14 protein-coding genes are annotated in these 18,978 nt (G+C 69.9%); 2 read left to right on the top strand and 12 right to left on the bottom strand.

Features of this window, described 5'->3' with window-relative positions; genetic code table 11:
• Window positions 1–120: 120 nt before the first annotated feature.
• From tuf to ACIBR0_RS00460, 9 genes are all read right to left on the bottom strand, one after another.
• Window positions 121–1,314 (bottom strand): elongation factor Tu, encoded by a 1,194-nt coding sequence (tuf, locus tag ACIBR0_RS00500; protein ID WP_396711812.1) that lies wholly within the window; start codon window positions 1,312–1,314, stop codon window positions 121–123.
• Between the two features lie 221 nt (window positions 1,315–1,535).
• The gene (gene fusA / locus ACIBR0_RS00495; protein ID WP_396711810.1) at window positions 1,536–3,632 is read right to left on the bottom strand and encodes an elongation factor G; all 2,097 of its coding nucleotides are present in this window, start codon (window positions 3,630–3,632) and stop codon (window positions 1,536–1,538) included.
• Between the two features lie 74 nt (window positions 3,633–3,706).
• Entirely contained in the window at window positions 3,707–4,177 is a 471-nt protein-coding gene (rpsG, locus tag ACIBR0_RS00490; RefSeq protein WP_357034645.1) for a 30S ribosomal protein S7, read from the bottom strand.
• Between the two features lies 1 nt (window position 4,178).
• Window positions 4,179–4,553 (bottom strand): 30S ribosomal protein S12, encoded by a 375-nt coding sequence (gene rpsL, locus ACIBR0_RS00485; RefSeq protein ID WP_007465318.1) that lies wholly within the window; start codon window positions 4,551–4,553, stop codon window positions 4,179–4,181.
• Window positions 4,554–5,067: 514 nt separating this feature from the next.
• Entirely contained in the window at window positions 5,068–5,439 is a 372-nt protein-coding gene (locus ACIBR0_RS00480; protein WP_357034659.1) for a hypothetical protein, read from the bottom strand.
• Between the two features lie 541 nt (window positions 5,440–5,980).
• Complete coding sequence (locus tag ACIBR0_RS00475) at window positions 5,981–6,352, bottom strand: hypothetical protein (RefSeq protein ID WP_357038516.1); 372 nt, start codon at window positions 6,350–6,352, stop codon at window positions 5,981–5,983.
• Window positions 6,353–6,460: 108 nt separating this feature from the next.
• On the bottom strand, window positions 6,461–10,348 hold the full coding sequence (locus tag ACIBR0_RS00470; RefSeq protein WP_396711807.1) for a DNA-directed RNA polymerase subunit beta': 3,888 nt from the start codon (window positions 10,346–10,348) through the stop codon (window positions 6,461–6,463).
• A gap of 316 nt (window positions 10,349–10,664) precedes the next feature.
• Entirely contained in the window at window positions 10,665–12,095 is a 1,431-nt protein-coding gene (gene sufB, locus ACIBR0_RS00465) for a Fe-S cluster assembly protein SufB (RefSeq protein WP_357040235.1), read from the bottom strand.
• Complete coding sequence (locus ACIBR0_RS00460; protein ID WP_396711805.1) at window positions 12,092–12,844, bottom strand: helix-turn-helix transcriptional regulator; 753 nt, start codon at window positions 12,842–12,844, stop codon at window positions 12,092–12,094. The genes sufB and ACIBR0_RS00460 overlap by 4 nt, the downstream gene beginning before the upstream one ends.
• A gap of 98 nt (window positions 12,845–12,942) precedes the next feature.
• Between ACIBR0_RS00460 and ACIBR0_RS00455 the strand changes: the two genes are divergently transcribed.
• On the top strand, window positions 12,943–13,911 hold the full coding sequence (locus tag ACIBR0_RS00455; protein WP_396711804.1) for a heme A synthase: 969 nt from the start codon (window positions 12,943–12,945) through the stop codon (window positions 13,909–13,911).
• Window positions 13,912–14,043: 132 nt separating this feature from the next.
• On the opposite strand, the gene ACIBR0_RS00450 is transcribed toward ACIBR0_RS00455, so the two are convergent.
• The 3 genes from ACIBR0_RS00450 to ACIBR0_RS00440 all read right to left on the bottom strand — a co-directional run bounded on the left by ACIBR0_RS00450 (window position 14,044) and on the right by ACIBR0_RS00440 (window position 16,544).
• Window positions 14,044–14,964, bottom strand: coding sequence for a RimK family alpha-L-glutamate ligase (locus ACIBR0_RS00450; RefSeq protein WP_396711802.1), 921 nt, complete (start codon window positions 14,962–14,964; stop codon window positions 14,044–14,046).
• An 8-nt stretch (window positions 14,965–14,972) separates the two neighbouring features.
• Window positions 14,973–15,308 (bottom strand): hypothetical protein, encoded by a 336-nt coding sequence (locus tag ACIBR0_RS00445; RefSeq protein WP_357030037.1) that lies wholly within the window; start codon window positions 15,306–15,308, stop codon window positions 14,973–14,975.
• 276 nt (window positions 15,309–15,584) lie between these two features.
• On the bottom strand, window positions 15,585–16,544 hold the full coding sequence (locus ACIBR0_RS00440) for a heme o synthase (RefSeq protein ID WP_396711800.1): 960 nt from the start codon (window positions 16,542–16,544) through the stop codon (window positions 15,585–15,587).
• A 279-nt stretch (window positions 16,545–16,823) separates the two neighbouring features.
• Here ACIBR0_RS00440 and tkt point away from each other — a divergent pair, with 279 nt between their 5' ends.
• A complete protein-coding gene (tkt, locus tag ACIBR0_RS00435) occupies window positions 16,824–18,962 on the top strand; it encodes a transketolase (protein WP_396711798.1) in 2,139 nt (712 codons plus the stop codon).
• The last annotated feature ends 16 nt before the right edge of the window (window positions 18,963–18,978 follow it).

The following is an 18,978-nucleotide window of genomic DNA, read 5'->3' as shown; positions in this document are numbered from 1 at the left end:
CCGACTGCTCTGCCGCTCCGGAGGTTCAGCGTAAGCCGAACACGGCGCAGCGAACTGTCGTTACGCAACCTGACTAGTATGCCGCACGTCCGGCGGCGAGCCTAATCGGGGTTACCTAGCTCACTTTATGATCTTGGTGACGAACCCGGCGCCGACGGTGCGGCCACCCTCGCGGATCGCGAACTTGAGGTTCTCCTCCATGGCGATGGGCTGGATCAGCTTCACCGTCATGGTGGTGTTGTCACCCGGCATGACCATCTCGGTGCCCTCGGGGAGCGTGACAACACCGGTGACGTCCGTGGTCCGGAAGTAGAACTGCGGACGGTAGTTCTGGAAGAACGGGGTGTGCCGGCCGCCCTCCTCCTTGGAGAGGATGTAGACCGTCGCCTCGAACTCCGTGTGCGGGGTCGTGGTGCCCGGCTTGACGACCACCATGCCGCGCTCGACGTCCTCGCGCTTGATGCCACGCAGCAGCAGACCGACGTTCTCGCCCGCGCGGGCCTCGTCAAGCAGCTTGCGGAACATCTCGATACCGGTGCAGACCGTCTTGGTGGACTTCTCGCGGATACCGACGAGCTCCACCTCCTCGTTCGGCTTGAGGATGCCGCGCTCCGCGCGACCGGTGACGACCGTGCCACGACCGGTGATCGTGAAGACGTCCTCGATCGGCATCAGGAACGGCTTCTCGGTCTCGCGCTCCGGCTGCGGGATCGCGGTGTCGACCGCGGTCATCAGGTCCAGGAGCTTGCCGGTCCACTCGGGGTCACCCTCGAGGGCCTTCAGCGCCGAGACCCGCACGACCGGCAGGTCGTCACCCGGGTACTCCTGCGCCGAGAGCAGCTCGCGGACCTCGAGCTCGACGAGCTCCAGGAGCTCCTCGTCGTCGACCATGTCGCTCTTGTTGAGCGCCACGACGATGTACGGCACACCGACCTGACGGGCCAGCAGCACGTGCTCGCGGGTCTGCGGCATCGGGCCGTCGGTCGCCGCCACCACCAGGATCGCGCCGTCCATCTGCGCGGCACCGGTGATCATGTTCTTGATGTAGTCGGCGTGACCGGGGCAGTCGACGTGCGCGTAGTGCCGCGCCTCGGTCTGGTACTCGACGTGCGCGATCGAGATCGTGATGCCGCGGGCCTTCTCCTCCGGCGCCTTGTCGATCTCGTCGAACGGCGTGTACGGGTTCAGGTCCGGGAACTGGTCGTGCAGGACCTTGGTGATGGCCGCCGTCAGCGTCGTCTTACCGTGGTCGATGTGACCAATGGTGCCGATGTTGACGTGCGGCTTAGTCCGCTCGAACTTCGCCTTCGCCACTGGTGTCCTCCTGTGGACTTCTTGGTTCGTTCGCCCCGGCGCGCCGATTGGCGCTTAGGACTCTGTCGACAGCCTTTCCGGCCTGACGGCCGGAGAGCTTTGGTGGGTTCTGCGGCGATGAAGCCTACAGGCCCGGTCTCACGCAACCCGACCGTGGTGGCCGCGGGCGGGAGTTCCCTCCCGCGACCACCGACGGATCATCGGATCAGTTCAGGTGAGCGTCACTCACCGGTCGCCTTGGCGATGATCTCCTTCGCCACGCTCTGCGGAACCTCGGCGTAGGAGTCGAACTGCATGCTGTAGCTAGCCCGGCCCTGGGTCTTCGACCGCAGGTCGCCGACGTAGCCGAACATCTCCGACAACGGCACCAGAGCCTTCACGATGCGGGCGCCACTGCGCTCCTCCATCGCCTGGATGATCCCGCGGCGGGAGTTGAGGTCGCCGATGACGTCACCCATGTTCTCCTCAGGAGTGGTGACCTCAACGGCCATCATCGGCTCGAGCAGCGCGGGGTCGGCCTTGCGGGCCGCCTCCTTCATCACCATCGAGCCGGCGATCTTGAATGCCATTTCGGACGAGTCGACCTCGTGGTACTGGCCGTCCAGCAGGGTCAGCTTGACACCCACCAGCGGGAAGCCGGCGAGAATGCCGTACTGCATGGCGTCCTGCGCGCCCGCGTCCACCGACGGGATGAATTCCCGGGGGATGCGGCCACCGGTGACGGCGTTCGCGAACTCGTACGTCGGCGAGTCGTTGTCGAGCGGCAGCGGCTCCACGCTGACGATCACCCGGGCGTACTGGCCGGAACCACCGGTCTGCTTCTTGTGGGTGTACTCGATCTTCTCCACCTTGCGGCGGATCGTCTCGCGGTACGCCACCTGCGGCTTACCGATGTTCGCCTCGACGTTGAACTCGCGGCGCATCCGGTCGACCAGGATGTCCAGGTGCAGCTCGCCCATGCCGGAGATGACCGTCTGACCGGTCTCCTCGTCCAGCTTGACGCGGAAGGTCGGGTCCTCCTCGGCCAGCCGCTGGATGGCGGTGCTGAGCTTCTCCTGGTCGGCCTTGGTCTTCGGCTCGATGGCGACCTCGATGACCGGCTCCGGGAAGGTCATCGACTCCAGGATGACCGGGTTGGCCGGGTCGCACAGCGTGTCACCGGTGGTGGTCTGCTTGAGACCCTGCACCGCGATGATGTCGCCAGCCTGGGCCGAGCCGCGCTCTTCCCGCTTGTTGGCGTGCATCTGGTAGATCTTGCCGATGCGCTCCTTGCGGTCCTTGGTGGAGTTGACCACCTGGGTGCCGGTCTCGACCACGCCGGAGTAGACCCGGACGTAGGTGAGCTTGCCGAGGTGCTTGTCGGTCTGGATCTTGAAGGCCAGGCCGGAGAAGGGCTCCGACTTCGCCGGCTTCCGCTGCAGCGGCGTCTCGCCGTCGGTCGCGGTGCCCTCGATCGCCGGAACGTCCAGCGGCGACGGCAGGAAGTCGACGACGGCGTCGAGCATGGGCTGCACGCCCTTGTTCTTGAACGCCGAGCCGCAGAGCACCGGGTTAGCCTTGCTGGCGATGGTGGCCCGCCGGATGGCGGCCTTGATCTCCTCGGCGGAGATCTCCTCGCCCTCCAGGTACTTCTCCATCACCGAGTCGTCGACGTCGGCGAGGGTCTCCATCAGCTTCTCGCGCCACTCGGCGGCGGAGTCGGCCAGGTCGGCCGGGATCTCCTCGATGGCGTAGTCCTCACCCTTCTGGGTCTCCCCACGCCAGGTGAGCGCGCGCATGCCGATGAGGTCGACGACACCGATGTGGTCACCCTCGAGCCCGATCGGGATCTGGAGAACCAGCGGCGTGGCGTTGAGCCGGTCGATCATCATCTGCACGCAGCGGAAGAAGTCCGCGCCGGTGCGGTCGAGCTTGTTGACGAAGCACATGCGGGGGACGTGGTACTTGTCGGCCTGCCGCCAGACGTTCTCCGTCTGCGGCTCCACGCCGGCCACACCGTCGTAGACCGCGACCGCACCATCCAGCACCCGCAGCGACCGCTCGACCTCGACCGTGAAGTCGACGTGACCGGGCGTGTCGATGATCTGGATCGTGTGGCCCTTCCACTCACACTTGGTGGCAGCGGAGGTGATGGTGATACCACGCTCCTGCTCCTGCTCCATCCAGTCCATGACGGCAGCGCCCTCGTGGACCTCACCGATCTTGTACGTGATACCGGTGTAGAACAGGATCCGCTCGGTGGTCGTGGTCTTACCGGCATCGATGTGCGCCATGATGCCGATGTTGCGTACGTTGGCGAGCGCGTCTGCGGCGGCCACTTCAATCCCTACTTATCGTCGTCTCGACACAACTGGTGGCGGTTCCGGCGCCCGTGGGCGCCGGAACCAGGGTGTTACCAGCGGTAGTGCGCGAAGGCCTTGTTGGACTCGGCCATCTTGTGCGTGTCCTCGCGCCGCTTGACGGCGGCACCCAGACCGTTGCTCGCGTCCAGCAGCTCGTTCATCAGGCGCTCGACCATGGTCTTCTCACGACGCGCCTTGGAGTACGTCACCAGCCAGCGCAGACCGAGGGTGGTCGCCCGGGCCGGACGGACCTCGACCGGCACCTGGTAGGTCGCGCCACCGACACGGCGGCTGCGGACCTCGAGGGTCGGCTTGACGTTGTCCATCGCCCGCTTCAGGGTGACGACCGGGTCGGTGCCGGACTTCTCGCGGCAGCCCTCCAGGGCGGCGTACACGATGCGCTCGGCGAGCTGACGCTTGCCGCGCAGCAGGATCTTGTTCACCAGCTGGGTGACCAGCGGCGAGTTGTACACCGGGTCAGCGACCAGCGGCCGCCGCGGAGCGGGTCCCTTACGCGGCATGTCAGCTCTTCTCCTTCTTCGCGCCGTAACGGCTGCGCGCCTGCTTGCGGTTACGGACACCCTGGGTGTCCAGCGAGCCGCGAACGATCTTGTAACGCACGCCGGGGAGGTCCTTCACCCGGCCGCCGCGGACGAGCACGATCGAGTGCTCCTGCAGGTTGTGACCGACGCCCGGGATGTAGGCGGTCACCTCGATCTGGCTGCTGAGCTTGACACGCGCGACCTTGCGGAGCGCCGAGTTCGGCTTCTTGGGGGTGGTGGTGTACACACGGGTGCACACGCCGCGCCGCTGAGGGGAACCCTTCAGCGCCGGGGTCTTGGTCTTGGTCGTCTTGGCCTGGCGGCCCTTTCGGACCAGCTGCTGGATCGTGGGCACCGGGTTTCTCCGCTCCCTTCGGCCGCATGGCGGCCGCGCCGTCTGACGTAACCGGCCTGCTGACCGGCTCTCCTACATTCCGACCAGGGCCGCCCCTCGGAGGCCCCGGCACCCGCGGTCGGGCGTGTCGCCCAGCTCACGGTCCCGTTGTCGGCGCTCGCACGCGACCCCGGGTCTGTCACCGGCACACGGCAGGCCGCGAACCGGGTCTTGTGGCTGTGTCGTGCCGCAGCCGGACCGTCGACATCATCGGATCCAGCGCACGCACGAGTTGCCCGGGCAGGCCCGGGCACAAGGGGAAAGAGTACCTACCACAACCGCGCTGGTCAAAACGGAGTGGCCGGTGGGGTGTCCCACCGTCCGTCCATCGGCTCCGCCGCGCCAACCCGCCCGTGATGGGCACCTACGAACACAAGTGTACCGGCTGTTCTCCGAGCGCGGCCCGTCGGCCCCGGTGCCCGGGCCACCGGAGCACGCCCGCCGTCCACCCACCCGGCCAGGACGGTCACGACGGTCACGCGAACGACACCAGCAACGCCAGTCCCAGCCCGACCAGGCTCAGCAGCACCCCGGCCGCCCCGCAACTCACCCCGGCCAGCGCCAGACCGCGACCGCTGAAGCGCACCGCGGGCGGTGCCGCCGGGCGACGGATCTGCCGCAACCCGAGCAGGCCGGCGACGGCCGCGCCGGCACCGGTCAGCGCACCCAGCAGGGTGATCGCGCCGGCGGCCCAGACCCCGCCCTGGTCCCGGGCGACCAGGCCGATGCAGATCACCAGCAGCGACACCAGGATCGAGACGACGCCGCCCACCAGCGCGCCGACCGCCAGGCCGGACGTGACCGGCGGCACGTCGAGGTGCACGACCCCGAACGGCGTGCCGGCCAGCGCGTCGACCCGCCGCGGGCGGGGCGTCTGCCCGGGCGGCGGGGGCGCCGGCGCCGGTCCGGAGGCCGGCGGGCTTCCCCACCCCGGGCCCGGGACGGGGGACGTCCCGGGAGCACTCGATCCCCACCCCGGAGCGGCACCCGACGACGGAGGCGGGCCGCCGGACGGCGTACCCCATCCCGGTCCGGAGGACGGCGGGCCGCCCCACCCGGGTCCGGAGGACGGCGGGCCACCCCACCCGGGTCCGGACGACGGCGGGGTCCAGGGACGGACGGGCGGAGCCGACGCGGTCGGCGGCTGATACCCCACTGCACCGGCTTCCGGCGGCGCGCTCGGCCGTGCCCACCCACCGTGGTCGGACGGGGTGGGGTGGGGGCCGTCGGTGTGCGGCGCCGTCGGGTCGGTGCCCGGGGGGCGCGCCGGTTCCGTCACGGATCCTCCTGTCGGCAGCGGGCGTCCACCGCCATGCGACGGACACCGGCCAGGCTACCGCCGGCGGCCGGACCGCCGACGCCCGGCGGGACCGTTCCCCGGCGGGCGGTCAATCCACGTTCGGCGCGAAGTCCTGCCCGAAGGGCGCCTCGGCCAGCCGCACGACGGCGATCACCACCATCGTCACCACGCTCACCGCGGCGAGCGTCAGGCCCGTCCAGGCCAGCCGCTCCCCCCGCCGCAGCCAGGCCGCGCCGGTGAGGAAACCCCCCGAGGCGTACGCCTCCCGGCGCGCCTGGCGCGCCAACTGCAGCGCCACCGTCGCCGGCACCACCCCACCGATGAACAGGCCGGTCAGCGCGCCGATGAGGCCCAGCGCGAAGACCGCGCGCGCCTTGGTGGAGCGGGTCGGGTCCGGATCGAGCGGGTGGCGCGGCGGACCCGGCGGGGCGAGGGGCACCGGCCCGGGCAGGGTCGTCATGTCCTCCATCATGCCGCGTCCGGCGGCCGGGGGTGCCGGCACGCCGGTCCGGACCACGAACACGACGAGGCCCCCGGCGGGTGCCGGGGGCCTCGTCGTCGCAACTGCTTAGCGGTACGACCCGAAGTCGAAGTCGTCCAGCGGCACTGCCTGCCCGCTGGCCGGCCCGAACCCGTAGTCGGTCTCCGGGTAGCCGGTCATCGAGTAGACCTTGGCCTTGGCCTCCTCGGTCGGCTCGACCCGGACGTTGCGGTACTTGCTGATGCCGGTACCGGCCGGGATTAGCTTACCGATGATCACGTTCTCCTTGAGGCCGACGAGCGAGTCGCTGCGCGAGTTGATCGCCGCGTCGGTCAGCACCCGGGTGGTCTCCTGGAAGGAGGCCGCCGAGAGCCAGGAGTCGGTGGCCAGCGAGGCCTTGGTGATACCCATCAGCACCGGGCGACCGGCGGCGGGCTCGCCACCCTCGCCGACGAGCCGGCGGTTCTCCGACTCGAAGAGCGCCCGGTCGACCAGCACGCCCGGCAGGAACTCGGTCGAGCCGGAGTCGATGACCGTCACCCGCTTGAGCATCTGGCGGATGATGATCTCGATGTGCTTGTCGTGGATGAGCACACCCTGCGAGCGGTAGACCTCCTGGACCTCCTGGGTCAGGTGGACCTGGACCGCACGCGGGCCGAGGATGCGGAGCAGCTCGTGCGGGTCGACCGTACCGACCGTGAGCTTCTCGCCGACCTCGACGTGGTCGCCGTCGGCGGTCAGCAGACGGACCCGCTTGGAGATCTTGTCGTAGACGATCTCGTCGCTGCCGTCGTCCGGCACCACGATGATCTTCCGCGACCGCTCGCCGTCCTCGATCCGGATCCGGCCGGGGGTGTCGGCGATCGGCGCCTTGCCCTTCGGGATCCGCGCCTCGAAGATCTCCTGCACACGCGGCAGACCCTGGGTGATGTCCTCACCCGCGACACCACCGGTGTGGAAGGTACGCATCGTCAGCTGGGTACCCGGCTCACCGATCGACTGGGCGGCGATGATGCCGACCGCCTCGCCGACGTCCACCGTCTTGCCGGTCGGCAGCGAGCGGCCGTAGCACGCACCGCAGACGCCCAGCTTCGACTCACAGGTCAGCACGCTGCGCACCCGGATGGTCTCCACCCCGGCGGCGACGATCCGGTCGACCAGGATCGAGTTGACGTCCTGACCCCGCTCGGCGACGACGGTGCCGTCCGGCCCCTTGATGTCGTCGGCCAGCGTACGGGCGTGCACGCTGGTCTCGGCGTGCTCGTGCACGACCAGCCCGCCGTCACGTCGCTGCCCGATCTGCATCGGGATGGCGCGGTCGGTGCCGCAGTCCTCCTCGCGGATGATGACGTCCTGCGAGACGTCCACCAGACGACGGGTCAGGTAACCCGAGTCAGCGGTACGCAGGGCGGTGTCCGCGAGGCCCTTACGGGCACCGTGCGTGGAGATGAAGTACTCCAGCACGGACAGACCCTCCCGGTAGCTGGCCTTGATCGGCCGCGGGATGATCTCGCCCTTCGGGTTGGCCACCAGACCACGGATCGCCGCGATCTGCCGGAGCTGGAGCAGGTTACCGCGGGCACCCGAGTGGATCATCTTCCACAGCGGGTTCTCCTGCGGCAGCGCGGTGTCCATCTCCTTGGCGACCTCGTTGGTCGCCTTGGTCCAGATCTCGATGAGCTCGCCGCGACGCTCCTCGGCGGTCATCAGACCACGCTGGTACTGCTTGTCGATCCGGTCGGCCTCGGCCTCGTACCGCTCCAGGATCTCCCGCTTGCGCGGCGGAGCGATGACGTCCTCCATGCCGATCGTCACGCCGGACCAGGTGGCCCAGTGGAAACCGGCCTCCTTGAGCCCGTCCAGGGTGGCCGCGAGGGCCACCTTCGGGAAGCGCTCGGCGAGGTCGTTCACGATCGCGGAGAGCTGACCCTTGCGGATCTCGTAGTTCACGAACCGGTAGCCCTGCGGCAGGGTCTCGTTGAAGAGGACCCGGCCCAGCGTGGTCTCCACCGTCAGCGCGTCACCCTCGACCCAGCCCTCCGGCGCGGTCCACGGCTCGGCGCCGGCGCCGTTGTCGACACCGACGACGCCGCGCAGCCGGATCTTGACCGGAGCCTGCAGGTGCAGTTCGCCGTTGTCGAACGCCATCCGCGCCTCGGCGTCCGAGCTGAATGCCCGGCCCTCGCCCCGCTCACCCGTGGTGAGGTGGGTGAGGTGGTAGAGACCGATGATCATGTCCTGGGTGGGCATGGTCACCGGCTTGCCGTCGGCCGGCTTGAGGATGTTGTTCGACGAGAGCATCAGGATCCGCGCCTCGGCCTGGGCCTCGGCGGACAGCGGCACGTGCACCGCCATCTGGTCACCGTCGAAGTCGGCGTTGAACGCGGTGCAGACCAGCGGGTGGATCTGGATCGCCTTGCCCTCGACCAGCTGCGGCTCGAAGGCCTGGATGCCGAGGCGGTGCAGGGTCGGCGCCCGGTTGAGCAGCACCGGGTGCTCGCCGATGACCTCTTCCAGCACGTCCCACACGACCGGCCGCTGCCGCTCGACCATCCGCTTGGCGGACTTGATGTTCTGCGCGTGGTTGAGGTCGACCAGCCGCTTCATGACGAAGGGCTTGAACAGCTCCAGCGCCATCTGCTTCGGCAGGCCGCACTGGTGCAGCTTCAGCTTCGGGCCGACCACGATGACCGAACGGCCCGAGTAGTCGACGCGCTTGCCCAGCAGGTTCTGCCGGAACCGGCCCTGCTTGCCCTTGAGCATGTCGGACAGCGACTTGAGCGGACGGTTACCCGGACCGGTGACCGGCCGGCCACGACGACCGTTGTCGAACAACGCGTCGACGGCCTCCTGGAGCATCCGCTTCTCGTTGTTGACGATGATCTCGGGCGCGCCGAGGTCGATCAGCCGCTTGAGGCGGTTGTTCCGGTTGATCACGCGGCGGTACAGGTCGTTCAGGTCGGAGGTCGCGAAGCGGCCACCGTCCAGCTGCACCATCGGACGCAGGTCCGGCGGGATGACCGGCACGCAGTCGAGCACCATGCCGAGCGGCGAGTTGCGGGTGTTCAGGAACGCCGCGACGACCTTGAGCCGCTTGAGCGCCCGGATCTTCCGCTGGCCCTTACCGGTGCGGATGGTCTCCCGCAGGCTCTCGGCCTCGGCGTCGAGATCCATGTTCTGGACCAGCGCCTTGATGGCCTCGGCGCCCATGCCGCCGGTGAAGTACTCGCCGAACCGGTCCCGCAGCTCGCGGTAGAGCAGCTCGTCGGTGACCAGCTGCTTCGGCTCCAGCTTGCGGAAGGTGTCCAGCACCTCGTCCAGGCGGTCGATCTCGCGCTGGGCCCGGTCGCGGATCTGGCGCATCTCGCGCTCTCCGCCCTCCTTGACCTTGCGCCGGACGTCCGCCTTCGCGCCCTCGGCCTCCAGCTCGGCCAGGTCGGCCTCGAGCTTGGCGGCCCGCTTCTCGATCTCCGAGTCGCGGCTGTTCTCCGACTGCCGCTTCTCGGCCAGGATCTCGTTCTCGATCGTCGAGAGGTCACGGTGACGCGACTCGGCGTCCACGCTCGTCACGACGTACGAGGCGAAGTAGATGATCTTCTCGAGGTCCTTGGGGGCGAGGTCCAGCAGGTAGCCCAGCCGGCTCGGCACGCCCTTGAAGTACCAGATGTGGGTCACCGGAGCAGCGAGCTCGATGTGCCCCATCCGCTCACGACGGACCTTCGACCGGGTCACCTCGACGCCGCAGCGCTCGCAGATGATGCCCTTGAAGCGGACCCGCTTGTACTTACCGCAGTAGCACTCCCAGTCCCGCTGCGGACCGAAGATCTTCTCGCAGAAGAGTCCGTCCTTTTCCGGCTTGAGCGTGCGGTAGTTGATCGTCTCGGGCTTCTTGACCTCACCGTGCGACCACTGACGGATGTCGTCGGCGGTGGCGAGGCCGATGCGCAGCTCGTCGAAGAAGTTGACGTCGAGCACTATGTCCCCTATGTCGTCGTCTGTACTGCTAGCTAGTGGGTGGGGTGGGGGGGGGGGGGCGCGCGGGGCCCCCCCCCCCCCCCCCCCCACCCCCCCCCCCCCCCCCCCCCGGGGGGGCCGGGGGGGGGGCCCCCCAACCCCCCCCCCGCCGCCCCCCGGCGGGGGGGGGGCGGGGGGGCGGCCGGGGGTGGGGGGGGGGGGGGGGGGCCCGGGGTGTTTTGACCGGGTGCGGGTGTTTGGTCCCCACCGGCGGTGGGTTGGGGGGGGGGGGGGGGGGGGGCGGGGGGGCCCCCCCCGCCGCGCGGGACGGGCGGCGTCAGCCGACCGCGCCCTCCATCTGCAGCTCGATCAGGCGGTTGAGCTCCAGGGCGTACTCCATCGGGAGCTCCTTGGCGATCGGCTCGATGAAGCCGCGGACGATCATCGCCATCGCCTCGTCCTCGCTCAGGCCCCGGCTCATCAGGTAGAAGAGCTGGTCGTCGCTGATCTTGGAGACGGTCGCCTCGTGACCCATCGACACGTCGTCCTCGCGGATGTCGACGTACGGGTAGGTGTCCGAGCGGGAGATCGTGTCGACCAGCAGCGCGTCGCACTTCACGGTGCTCCGGCTGCTGTGCGAACCCTCCAGCACCTGCACCAGGCCCCGGTACGAGGTCCGGCCGCCGCCCCGGGCGATCGACTTCGACACGATGGTGCTGCTCGTGTGGGGAGCCGCGTGCACCATCTTGGCGCCGGCGTCCTGGTGCTGGCCCTCGCCGGCCATGGCCACCGAGAGCACCTCGCCCTTGGCGTGCTCGCCGGTCATGTAGACCGCCGGGTACTTCATGGTGACCTTGGAGCCGATGTTGCCGTCGACCCACTCCATGGTCGCGCCCTCGTGGCAGACGGCGCGCTTGGTCACCAGGTTGTAGACGTTGTTCGACCAGTTCTGGATGGTCGTGTAGCGGCAGCGGGCGTTCTTCTTGACGATGATCTCCACGACCGCGCTGTGCAGCGAGTCGGAGGAGTACAGCGGCGCGGTGCAGCCCTCGACGTAGTGCACGTACGCACCCTCGTCGACGATGATCAGCGTCCGCTCGAACTGGCCCATGTTCTCGGTGTTGATCCGGAAGTAGGCCTGCAGCGGGATCTCCACGTGCACGCCCTTCGGCACGTAGATGAACGAGCCACCGGACCACACGGAGGTGTTCAGCGCGGCGAACTTGTTGTCGCCGACCGGGATCACCGTGCCGAAGTACTCCTTGAAGACGTCCTCGTGCTCCCGCAGCGCGGTGTCGGTGTCCAGGAAGAGGACACCCTGCTCCTCGAGGTCCTCGCGGATCTTGTGGTAGACGACCTCGGACTCGTACTGCGCCGCGACACCGGCGACCAGCCGCTGCTTCTCCGCCTCCGGGATGCCCAGCCGGTCGTAGGTGTTCTTGATGTCCTCGGGCAGGTCCTCCCAGCTGGTGGCCTGCTTCTCGGTGGACCGGACGAAGTACTTGATGTTGTCGAAGTCGATCCCGGTGAGGTCTGCGCCCCAGGCCGGCATCGGCTTGCGGCCGAACAGCCGCAGGCCCTTCAGGCGCAGGTCGAGCATCCAGGCCGGCTCGTTCTTCTTCGCCGAGATGTCCCGCACCACCGCCTCGTTGAGGCCGCGCTGGGCGACCGCCCCGGCGACGTCGGGGTCGGACCAGCCGTACTCGTAGCGACCGAGGGCGGCGAGCTGCTCCTCCTGGGTCAGGGGCTGGACGATCTGCTCGGTCATCTATCTGTCCTCACAGTGGTGACGGTCTTACCGGACATGCGCGGCTGGGCCGGGATGTGCGTGGTGCACACCCCGTCGCCGTGCGCGATGGTGGCCAGGCGCTGCACGTGGGTGCCGACCAGACGGGAGATCACCGTGGTCTCGGCCTCGCACAGCTGGGGGAACTCGGCGGCCACGTGCGCCACCGGACAGTGGTGCTGGCAGAGCTGGCCGCCGGAGGCGATCGTGGACGCGTTGGCAGCGTAACCCTCGTCGGTCAGCGCCCCCGCGAGCGCCTCCGCCCGCGCCAGGGGGTCGTCGCCGGCGTCCTCCATGGCGGCCCGGCAGCGGGCCTCCAGGGCCGCGACCTGCTCGGTGGCGAACGCCTCCACCGCGTCGGAACCGCCGTTGCGGGCGATCCACCGCAGCGCGGCGGTGGCCATGTTGTCGTAGTGGTGGGTGCCACAGCGGCCCCGGGCGGCGTCGGTCAGCTCGAACACCTTGGCCGGGCGGCCCCGGCCGCGGCTGCCGCGCACGGCCTGCTCGCGGGCGACCACGTCACCGTCGGCGAGCATCGCGTCGAGGTGCCGGCGGATCGCGGCCGGGCTGAGCCCGAGCGCGTCGCCGAGCTGCGCGGCGGTGGTCGCGCCCCGCTCCAGCAGCAGCCGGGTGACCCGGTCGCGGGTGGAGAGGTCCGTGGCGGACGCGGGCTGACCGGCGACCGTAGCGGTCGTCGGCTGGCGCCCCGAGAGCCCTGCCACGTTTTTCACAACGCCAACGTTACGTAATTCGTGAGGGGCCCGCAAACCCGGGGTCCGGTGATCCGAACCACCGCCCGTGCGGAGTCGCACGAACCTCGATCACTACGGTGCGTAGGATTTGCGCCGTGACTCCATCCGTCCGGTTCCCGGTCTCCACCACGCTGCTGCGCCGTCTGGCGTACGCCAACATCGTCGCGAACGTGGCGATCGTCGTCACCGGTGGGGCGGTCCGGTTGACCGCGTCGGGTCTCGGCTGCCCCACCTGGCCGCGGTGCACCGACGAGTCGTACACCACCACGCCGGAGATGGGCGTGCACGGCGTGATCGAGTTCGGCAACCGCCTGCTCACCTTCGCGGTCGGCGTCATCGCGCTCGCGGTCCTCGTGGCGGTCCTGCTGCACCGTCCCCGGCGCCGTGGCCTGCTGCCGCTGGCCGTCGCCGTGTTCCTCGGCATCCCCGCCCAGGCGGTCATCGGGGGCATCACGGTGCTCACCGACCTCAACCCGTGGGTCGTCGGCCTGCACTTCCTCGCGTCGATGGTGGTCATCGCCGCCGCGTACGCCCTCTGGCGGCGTGTGAAGGACCCCGACGGCCCGGCGGTCGCCGTGGTGCCGGCGCCGCTGCGGACCCTCGCCGTGATCACCACGGTGGTGAGCGCGGCGGTGCTGGTCATCGGCACCTGGGTGACCGGTAGCGGCCCCCACGCCGGAGACCACGGCGCGGCCCGCAACGGCCTGGACCCGGAGGCGATCTCCCAGGTCCACGCCGACGCGGTCTTCCTGCTGATCGGCCTGTCGGTGGCGCTGGTGTTCGCGTTCCGCGCCGTGGGCGCGACCCGGGCCTACCGGGCCGCCCTCGTGCTGGTGGCCGTCGAACTGGGCCAGGGCGTAATCGGATTCGTGCAGTACTTCAGCGATCTGCCGGCGATCCTGGTCGGCGCCCACATGCTGGGGTCCTGCCTGGTCCTGCTGGCCACCCTGTCGGTGCTGTGGTCGACCCGGGAGCGCCGCCCGGCCGCGACGCCGCCGGCGGAGGCCGCCGCCCAGAGCGAGACGTCCGTCCCGGTCCCGGCCTGACCCCCGCAGGAGTACGCCGCCGCGCCCCGCGCGCATGATCGTGCTCGAACCATGAAGTAGCGGCCTCGCGGCTGTCGCGAGGCCACTACTTCCGCGATGTTGCGCGATCTTGGAGGCCCGCCCCCGGGCCGATCAGACAGGGCGGGACAGGCGGGTGAGGATCGCCTCGGCGAGGCGTTCGGGGGCGCCGTCGGCGTACCCGAGGAAGAGCGAGGGCTCGGTCAGCTCCAGCTCCACCAGCACCGGCGCGCCGTCGGCACCCGGGATCAGGTCCACCCGGGCGTAGAGCAGCCGCTCCGACCCGCCAGGGACCGCCGCCAGGGTCTTCTCCGCCACCGCCAACTCTTCGGCGCCCGGGGCGCGGGCGCTGATCTCCTCGGCCTTGTAGAGCCCGTCGGTGCCGAGATCGGGCCCGGCGAGCATCGGACCCTTGCGGATCGCGTGGCTGAACCGGAGCCCGTCCGGGGTGGCCAGGAAGAGCAGCGCGGTCTCGCCGGCCGTGTCGACCGCGTCGAGGTACGGCTGCACCATGGTCAGCCGGCCGGCGTCGCCGAGGCGCCGCACGTGGGCGTACGCGAGGTCGCGGTGCTCCGGGTCGGCCAGGTCGTAGCGGCCGGTGTCCTGGCTGCCGGCGCTGACCGCGGGCTTGATCACGTACTCGCCACGGTCGGCGGGCAGGACCCACGTCTCCCCCGGCGCCACCCACGAGGTGGGCACGGTGGGAACCCCGGCGGCGGACAGCTCGTCGAGGTAGCGCTTGTCGGTGTTCCACCCCACCACGTCGGCCGGGTTGGCCAGGGCCGGCACGGTCCCCGCCCAGGAGACGAACTCGTCCCGCCGGGACATGTAGTCCCAGGGCGAGCGGAGCACCGCCAGGTCGTAGCGCGCCCACTCGACGGCCGGGTCGTCCCAGACGACGGCGTCGGCGGCCACACCGCGCGCCGCGAGCGGGCCGATCACGAGGCGGTCGTCCGCCTCCAGGTCGGCCAGTTCGGCGCAGGTCACGAGAGCGACCCGGGGTTTCCCCCGGGTCGACTGGTGGTAACTGGACAATTTATGTGTCAGCGGGACATCGTGCGCCGGGCCATCGACCGCCAGAGGTCGTTGCTCGGACGCATCTGGTCCATGAGCTCACGCTCCCAGGCGTTCTCGACGGTGACTCCCGCCTTGGCGCACGCCTGCCGTGCGACGACGGTGTCGTCGGCGAACTGGTCGCCCCACGCCCCGTCCTCGCCCACCAGGACGATCCGTGCCCCCCGCTTGCCGACGTACTCGATGACCGCCTTCGCCCCGCCGTGCCCGGCGGCGAACGACTTGATACCCGCAACAAGGCCGTTGGGAGCCTGCGCGGTGGCGGCCTGCTCAGCCGTCAGCGTCGTATCGGAACCATCTGCCATGACGCGAAGCCTAAGCAGATGTGCACCCGTGCGGGCGACTTCCATGAACCTTTTGTGATGCCAATTACCCGCAGGTTTAAGAAAGACAACAGGTAAACCGCCCGGATATGTCCGGACTTATCGGTCGGAACCGCCGTGACGAAGTGCTCGGATCATGAACAGACGACGACAGGTAGAGCAGTGTGACGAAACTTCCTTTCGTGCAATGGTAAAGCCGGACAAGTCATCCGTGAGAGTGACTTGTCCGGCTTCAGTGGTGCGTGCCGACAGGCGGGCTCAGAGCAGGGCGTCGAGCGCCACCGCGGCGAAGAGGATCGTCAGGTAGGTCGTGGACCAGTGGAACAGCCGCATCGGCTTGACGGCCTCGCCCCGCGTCGCGCGGCGGCACAGCTTGTGCGCCTCGACCAGGAAGATCGCCCCCACCACCAGGGTCGGCACGCCGTAGATGGCGCTCATCCCCAGCGGCCACACCGCCAGCGACGTCAGCACCGTGAGCCAGGCGAAGATCAGGATCTCGGCGTTGACCCGGCGGGTGGAGGCCACCACCGGCAGCATCGGGATGCCCGCCCGAGCGTAGTCGTCCTTGTACTTCATCGCGAGCGGGTAGAAGTGCGGCATCTGCCAGAAGAAGACCACCGCGAACAGGCCCCACGCCGCCGGGGCGAGGGAACCGGTGACCGCCGCCCAGCCGATCAGCACCGGCGCCGCCCCGCAGGCGCCGCCCCAGAAGGTGTTGGCCGCCGTGGTGCGCTTGAGCCAGAGCGTGTAGACGAGGTCGTAGTAGACGATCGCGGCCAGGGTGAGCCCGGCGGCCAGCAGGTTGGTCGCCACCGCCATCAGGGCGACCGAGACGACCGCCAGCACCAGCCCGAAGACCAGCGCGTTGCGCGGCGACACGGTGTGCGCGGGCAGTGGGCGACGCTTCGTGCGCCGCATCAGCTGGTCGATGTCGCGGTCGATGTAGCAGTTGAGGACACTGGCCGCGCCGGCGGCGAGGGAGCCGCCCACCAGCACCACCGCCACCAGCCACAGCGACGGCATGCCGCCGTGCGCGAGCATCATCGCCGGCACCGTGGTCACCAGGAGCAGCTCGACGATCCGCGGCTTGGTGAGCGCCACGTACGCGGCCACGACCGCCCGGAGATCGCGGGGACGGGCCGTCGCCCTCTCCGCGGCCGTGCGCACCGGCGGCTGCCCGGCAGAGTTGCTGACGGGGCGCTCGGTGATCATGCTCACGGATTGCCACCTTCCGGCGTCGGGAGGGGAGGTCGGGGCCGGGCGGGACCACGTCCGGGGTCCACACCGCACCACACACTACGCGCTGTCGTTTTGGCTGCCCGGGGGACCCGGTAACGGTGCCGGTCGTCACACCGGCAGACGACGAGGACGTACTGAACGACCGATGCCCCCGGACACGTACATACGAGCATGCAGAGATCCCCGGGCGGACGTTTAGGACCGCTCGATAGGGTCATCAGTGAGGGTTCCGCCCATCTGCCGAGGAGCACAACCATCGTGGCTGCCAACCGACCCGAGCACCCCGCACTCAACTGGTCCGACCTCGATCGCCGGGCCGTGGACACGGTCCGCGTGCTGGCCATGGACGCCGTCGAGAAATCCGGCAACGGCCACCCGGGCACGGCGATGAGCCTCGCGCCCGCGGCGTACCTGCTCTTCAACCGGGTCATGCGGCACAACCCGGCGGACCCGAACTGGGCGGGGCGGGACCGCTTCGTGCTCTCCGCCGGCCACTCCAGCCTGACCCTCTACATCCAGCTCTTCCTCGCCGGTTACCCGCTGAGCCTGGAGGACCTGCGGTCGCTGCGCCAGTGGGGTTCGCTCACCCCGGGCCACCCCGAGCACGGGCACACCCCGGGCGTCGAGACGACCACCGGTCCGCTCGGCCAGGGCCTCGGCAACGCCGTCGGCATGGCGATGGCGGCCCGCCGCGAGCGCGGCCTGTTCGACCCGGAGGCCGAGCCGGGCGCCTCGGTCTTCGACCACGACATCTGGTGTATCGCCTCCGACGGCGACATCGAGGAGGGCATCAGCCACGAGGCCAGCGCGCTCGCCGGGCACCAGCAGCTGGGCAACCTCTGCCTGATCTACGACGACAACGAGATCTCGATCGAGGACGACACCCGGATCGCCAAGAGCGAGGACGTCGCCGCCCGCTACGAGGCGTACGGCTGGCACGTGCAGACCGTCGACTGGCGGCGCGGCGACGCCGACCAGGGCGACTACCACGAGGACGTGGAGGAGCTGTACCGGGCGCTGCTGGCGGCGAAGGCCGAGACCGCGCGCCCCTCCTTCATCGCGCTGCGCACCATCATCGGCTGGCCCGCGCCCAACAAGCAGAACACCGGCAAGATCCACGGTTCGGCGCTCGGCGGCGACGAGGTGGCCTCCACCAAGCAGATCCTCGGCTTCGACCCGGCCCAGTCGTTCGAGGTCGCCGAGGAGGTCCTCGCGCACGCCCGCGAGGTGATGCAGCGGGGCGACGCCGCCCAGCAGGAGTGGACCCGGGCCTTCGAGACCTGGGCCGGTGCCAACGCCGGGCGGAAGGCGCTGTACGACCGGATGGCCGGCCGGGTGCTGCCGCAGGGCTGGAGCGACGCGCTGCCGGAGTTCCCCGCCGACGCCAAGGGCATCGCGACGCGGGCCGCGTCCGGCAAGGTCCTGGAGGCGCTCGCCCCGGTGCTGCCGGAGCTGTGGGGCGGCTCGGCCGACCTCGCGGAGAGCAACAACACCACGATGAAGGGCGAGCCCTCCTTCATCCCGGCCGGTCACGCGACCAAGGACTTCCCCGGCCACGAGTACGGCCGGACGCTGCACTTCGGCATCCGCGAGCACGCCATGGGAGCGATCCTCAACGGCATCGCCCTGCACGGCGGCACCCGCCCGTACGGCGGGACGTTCCTCGTTTTCAGCGACTACATGCGCCCGTCGGTGCGGCTGGCCGCGCTGATGAAGCTGCCGGTGGTCTACGTCTGGACGCACGACTCGATCGGCCTCGGCGAGGACGGCCCGACCCACCAGCCCGTGGAGCACCTGACCGCGCTGCGGGCCATCCCCGGCCTGGACGTGGTCCGCCCGGCCGACGCCAACGAGACCGCCTGGGCGTGGCGGCAGGCCCTGGAGCACACCGACCGGCCGACCGCCCTGGCGCTCAGCCGCCAGGCGCTGCCGACCCTGGACCGGTCGGCCCTGGCCGGCGCCGAGGGCGTGGCCCGTGGTGGTTACGTGCTGGCGGAGGCGTCCAACGGCAAGCCGCAGGTGATCATCATCGGTACCGGCTCCGAGGTGCAGCTCTGCCTGACCGCGCGTGAGCGCCTGGAGGCCGACGGCACCCCGACCCGGGTCGTCTCGATGCCCTGCCAGGAGTGGTTCCACGAGCAGAACGAGGCCTACCGGGAGTCGGTCCTGCCGCGCGGGGTAAAGGCTCGGGTGAGCGTGGAGGCGGGCATCGCGATGTCCTGGCAGGCGATCGTCGGTGACTGCGGCGAGACCGTCAGCCTGGAGCACTACGGGGCGAGCGCGCCGCACACGGTGCTCTTCGAGCAGTTCGGCTTCACCCCCGACCGGATCGTGGCGGCCGCGCACGCGGCGCTGGCCCGGGTCGGCGACATCACCGGTTTCACGACCGGCAACTGAGGGGAGCGTTGGCGGT

This window comes from Micromonospora sp. NPDC049497 (genome assembly GCF_044465805.1).
GTDB lineage: Bacteria > Actinomycetota > Actinomycetes > Mycobacteriales > Micromonosporaceae > Micromonospora.
This window is presented reverse-complemented; position numbering and strand designations above follow the sequence as displayed.

Bases quoted from the DNA above. Each gene is read 5' to 3' on its own strand.
- rpsG (WP_357034645.1), bottom strand. From the start codon at position 4,177: ATGCCGCGTAAGGGACCCGCTCCGCGGCGGCCGCTGGTCGCTGACCCG.
- ACIBR0_RS00475 (WP_357038516.1), bottom strand. From the start codon at position 6,352: ATGACGACCCTGCCCGGGCCGGTGCCCCTCGCCCCGCCGGGTCCGCCG.
- ACIBR0_RS00445 (WP_357030037.1), bottom strand. From the start codon at position 15,308: ATGGCAGATGGTTCCGATACGACGCTGACGGCTGAGCAGGCCGCCACC.
- sufB (WP_357040235.1), bottom strand. From the start codon at position 12,095: ATGACCGAGCAGATCGTCCAGCCCCTGACCCAGGAGGAGCAGCTCGCC.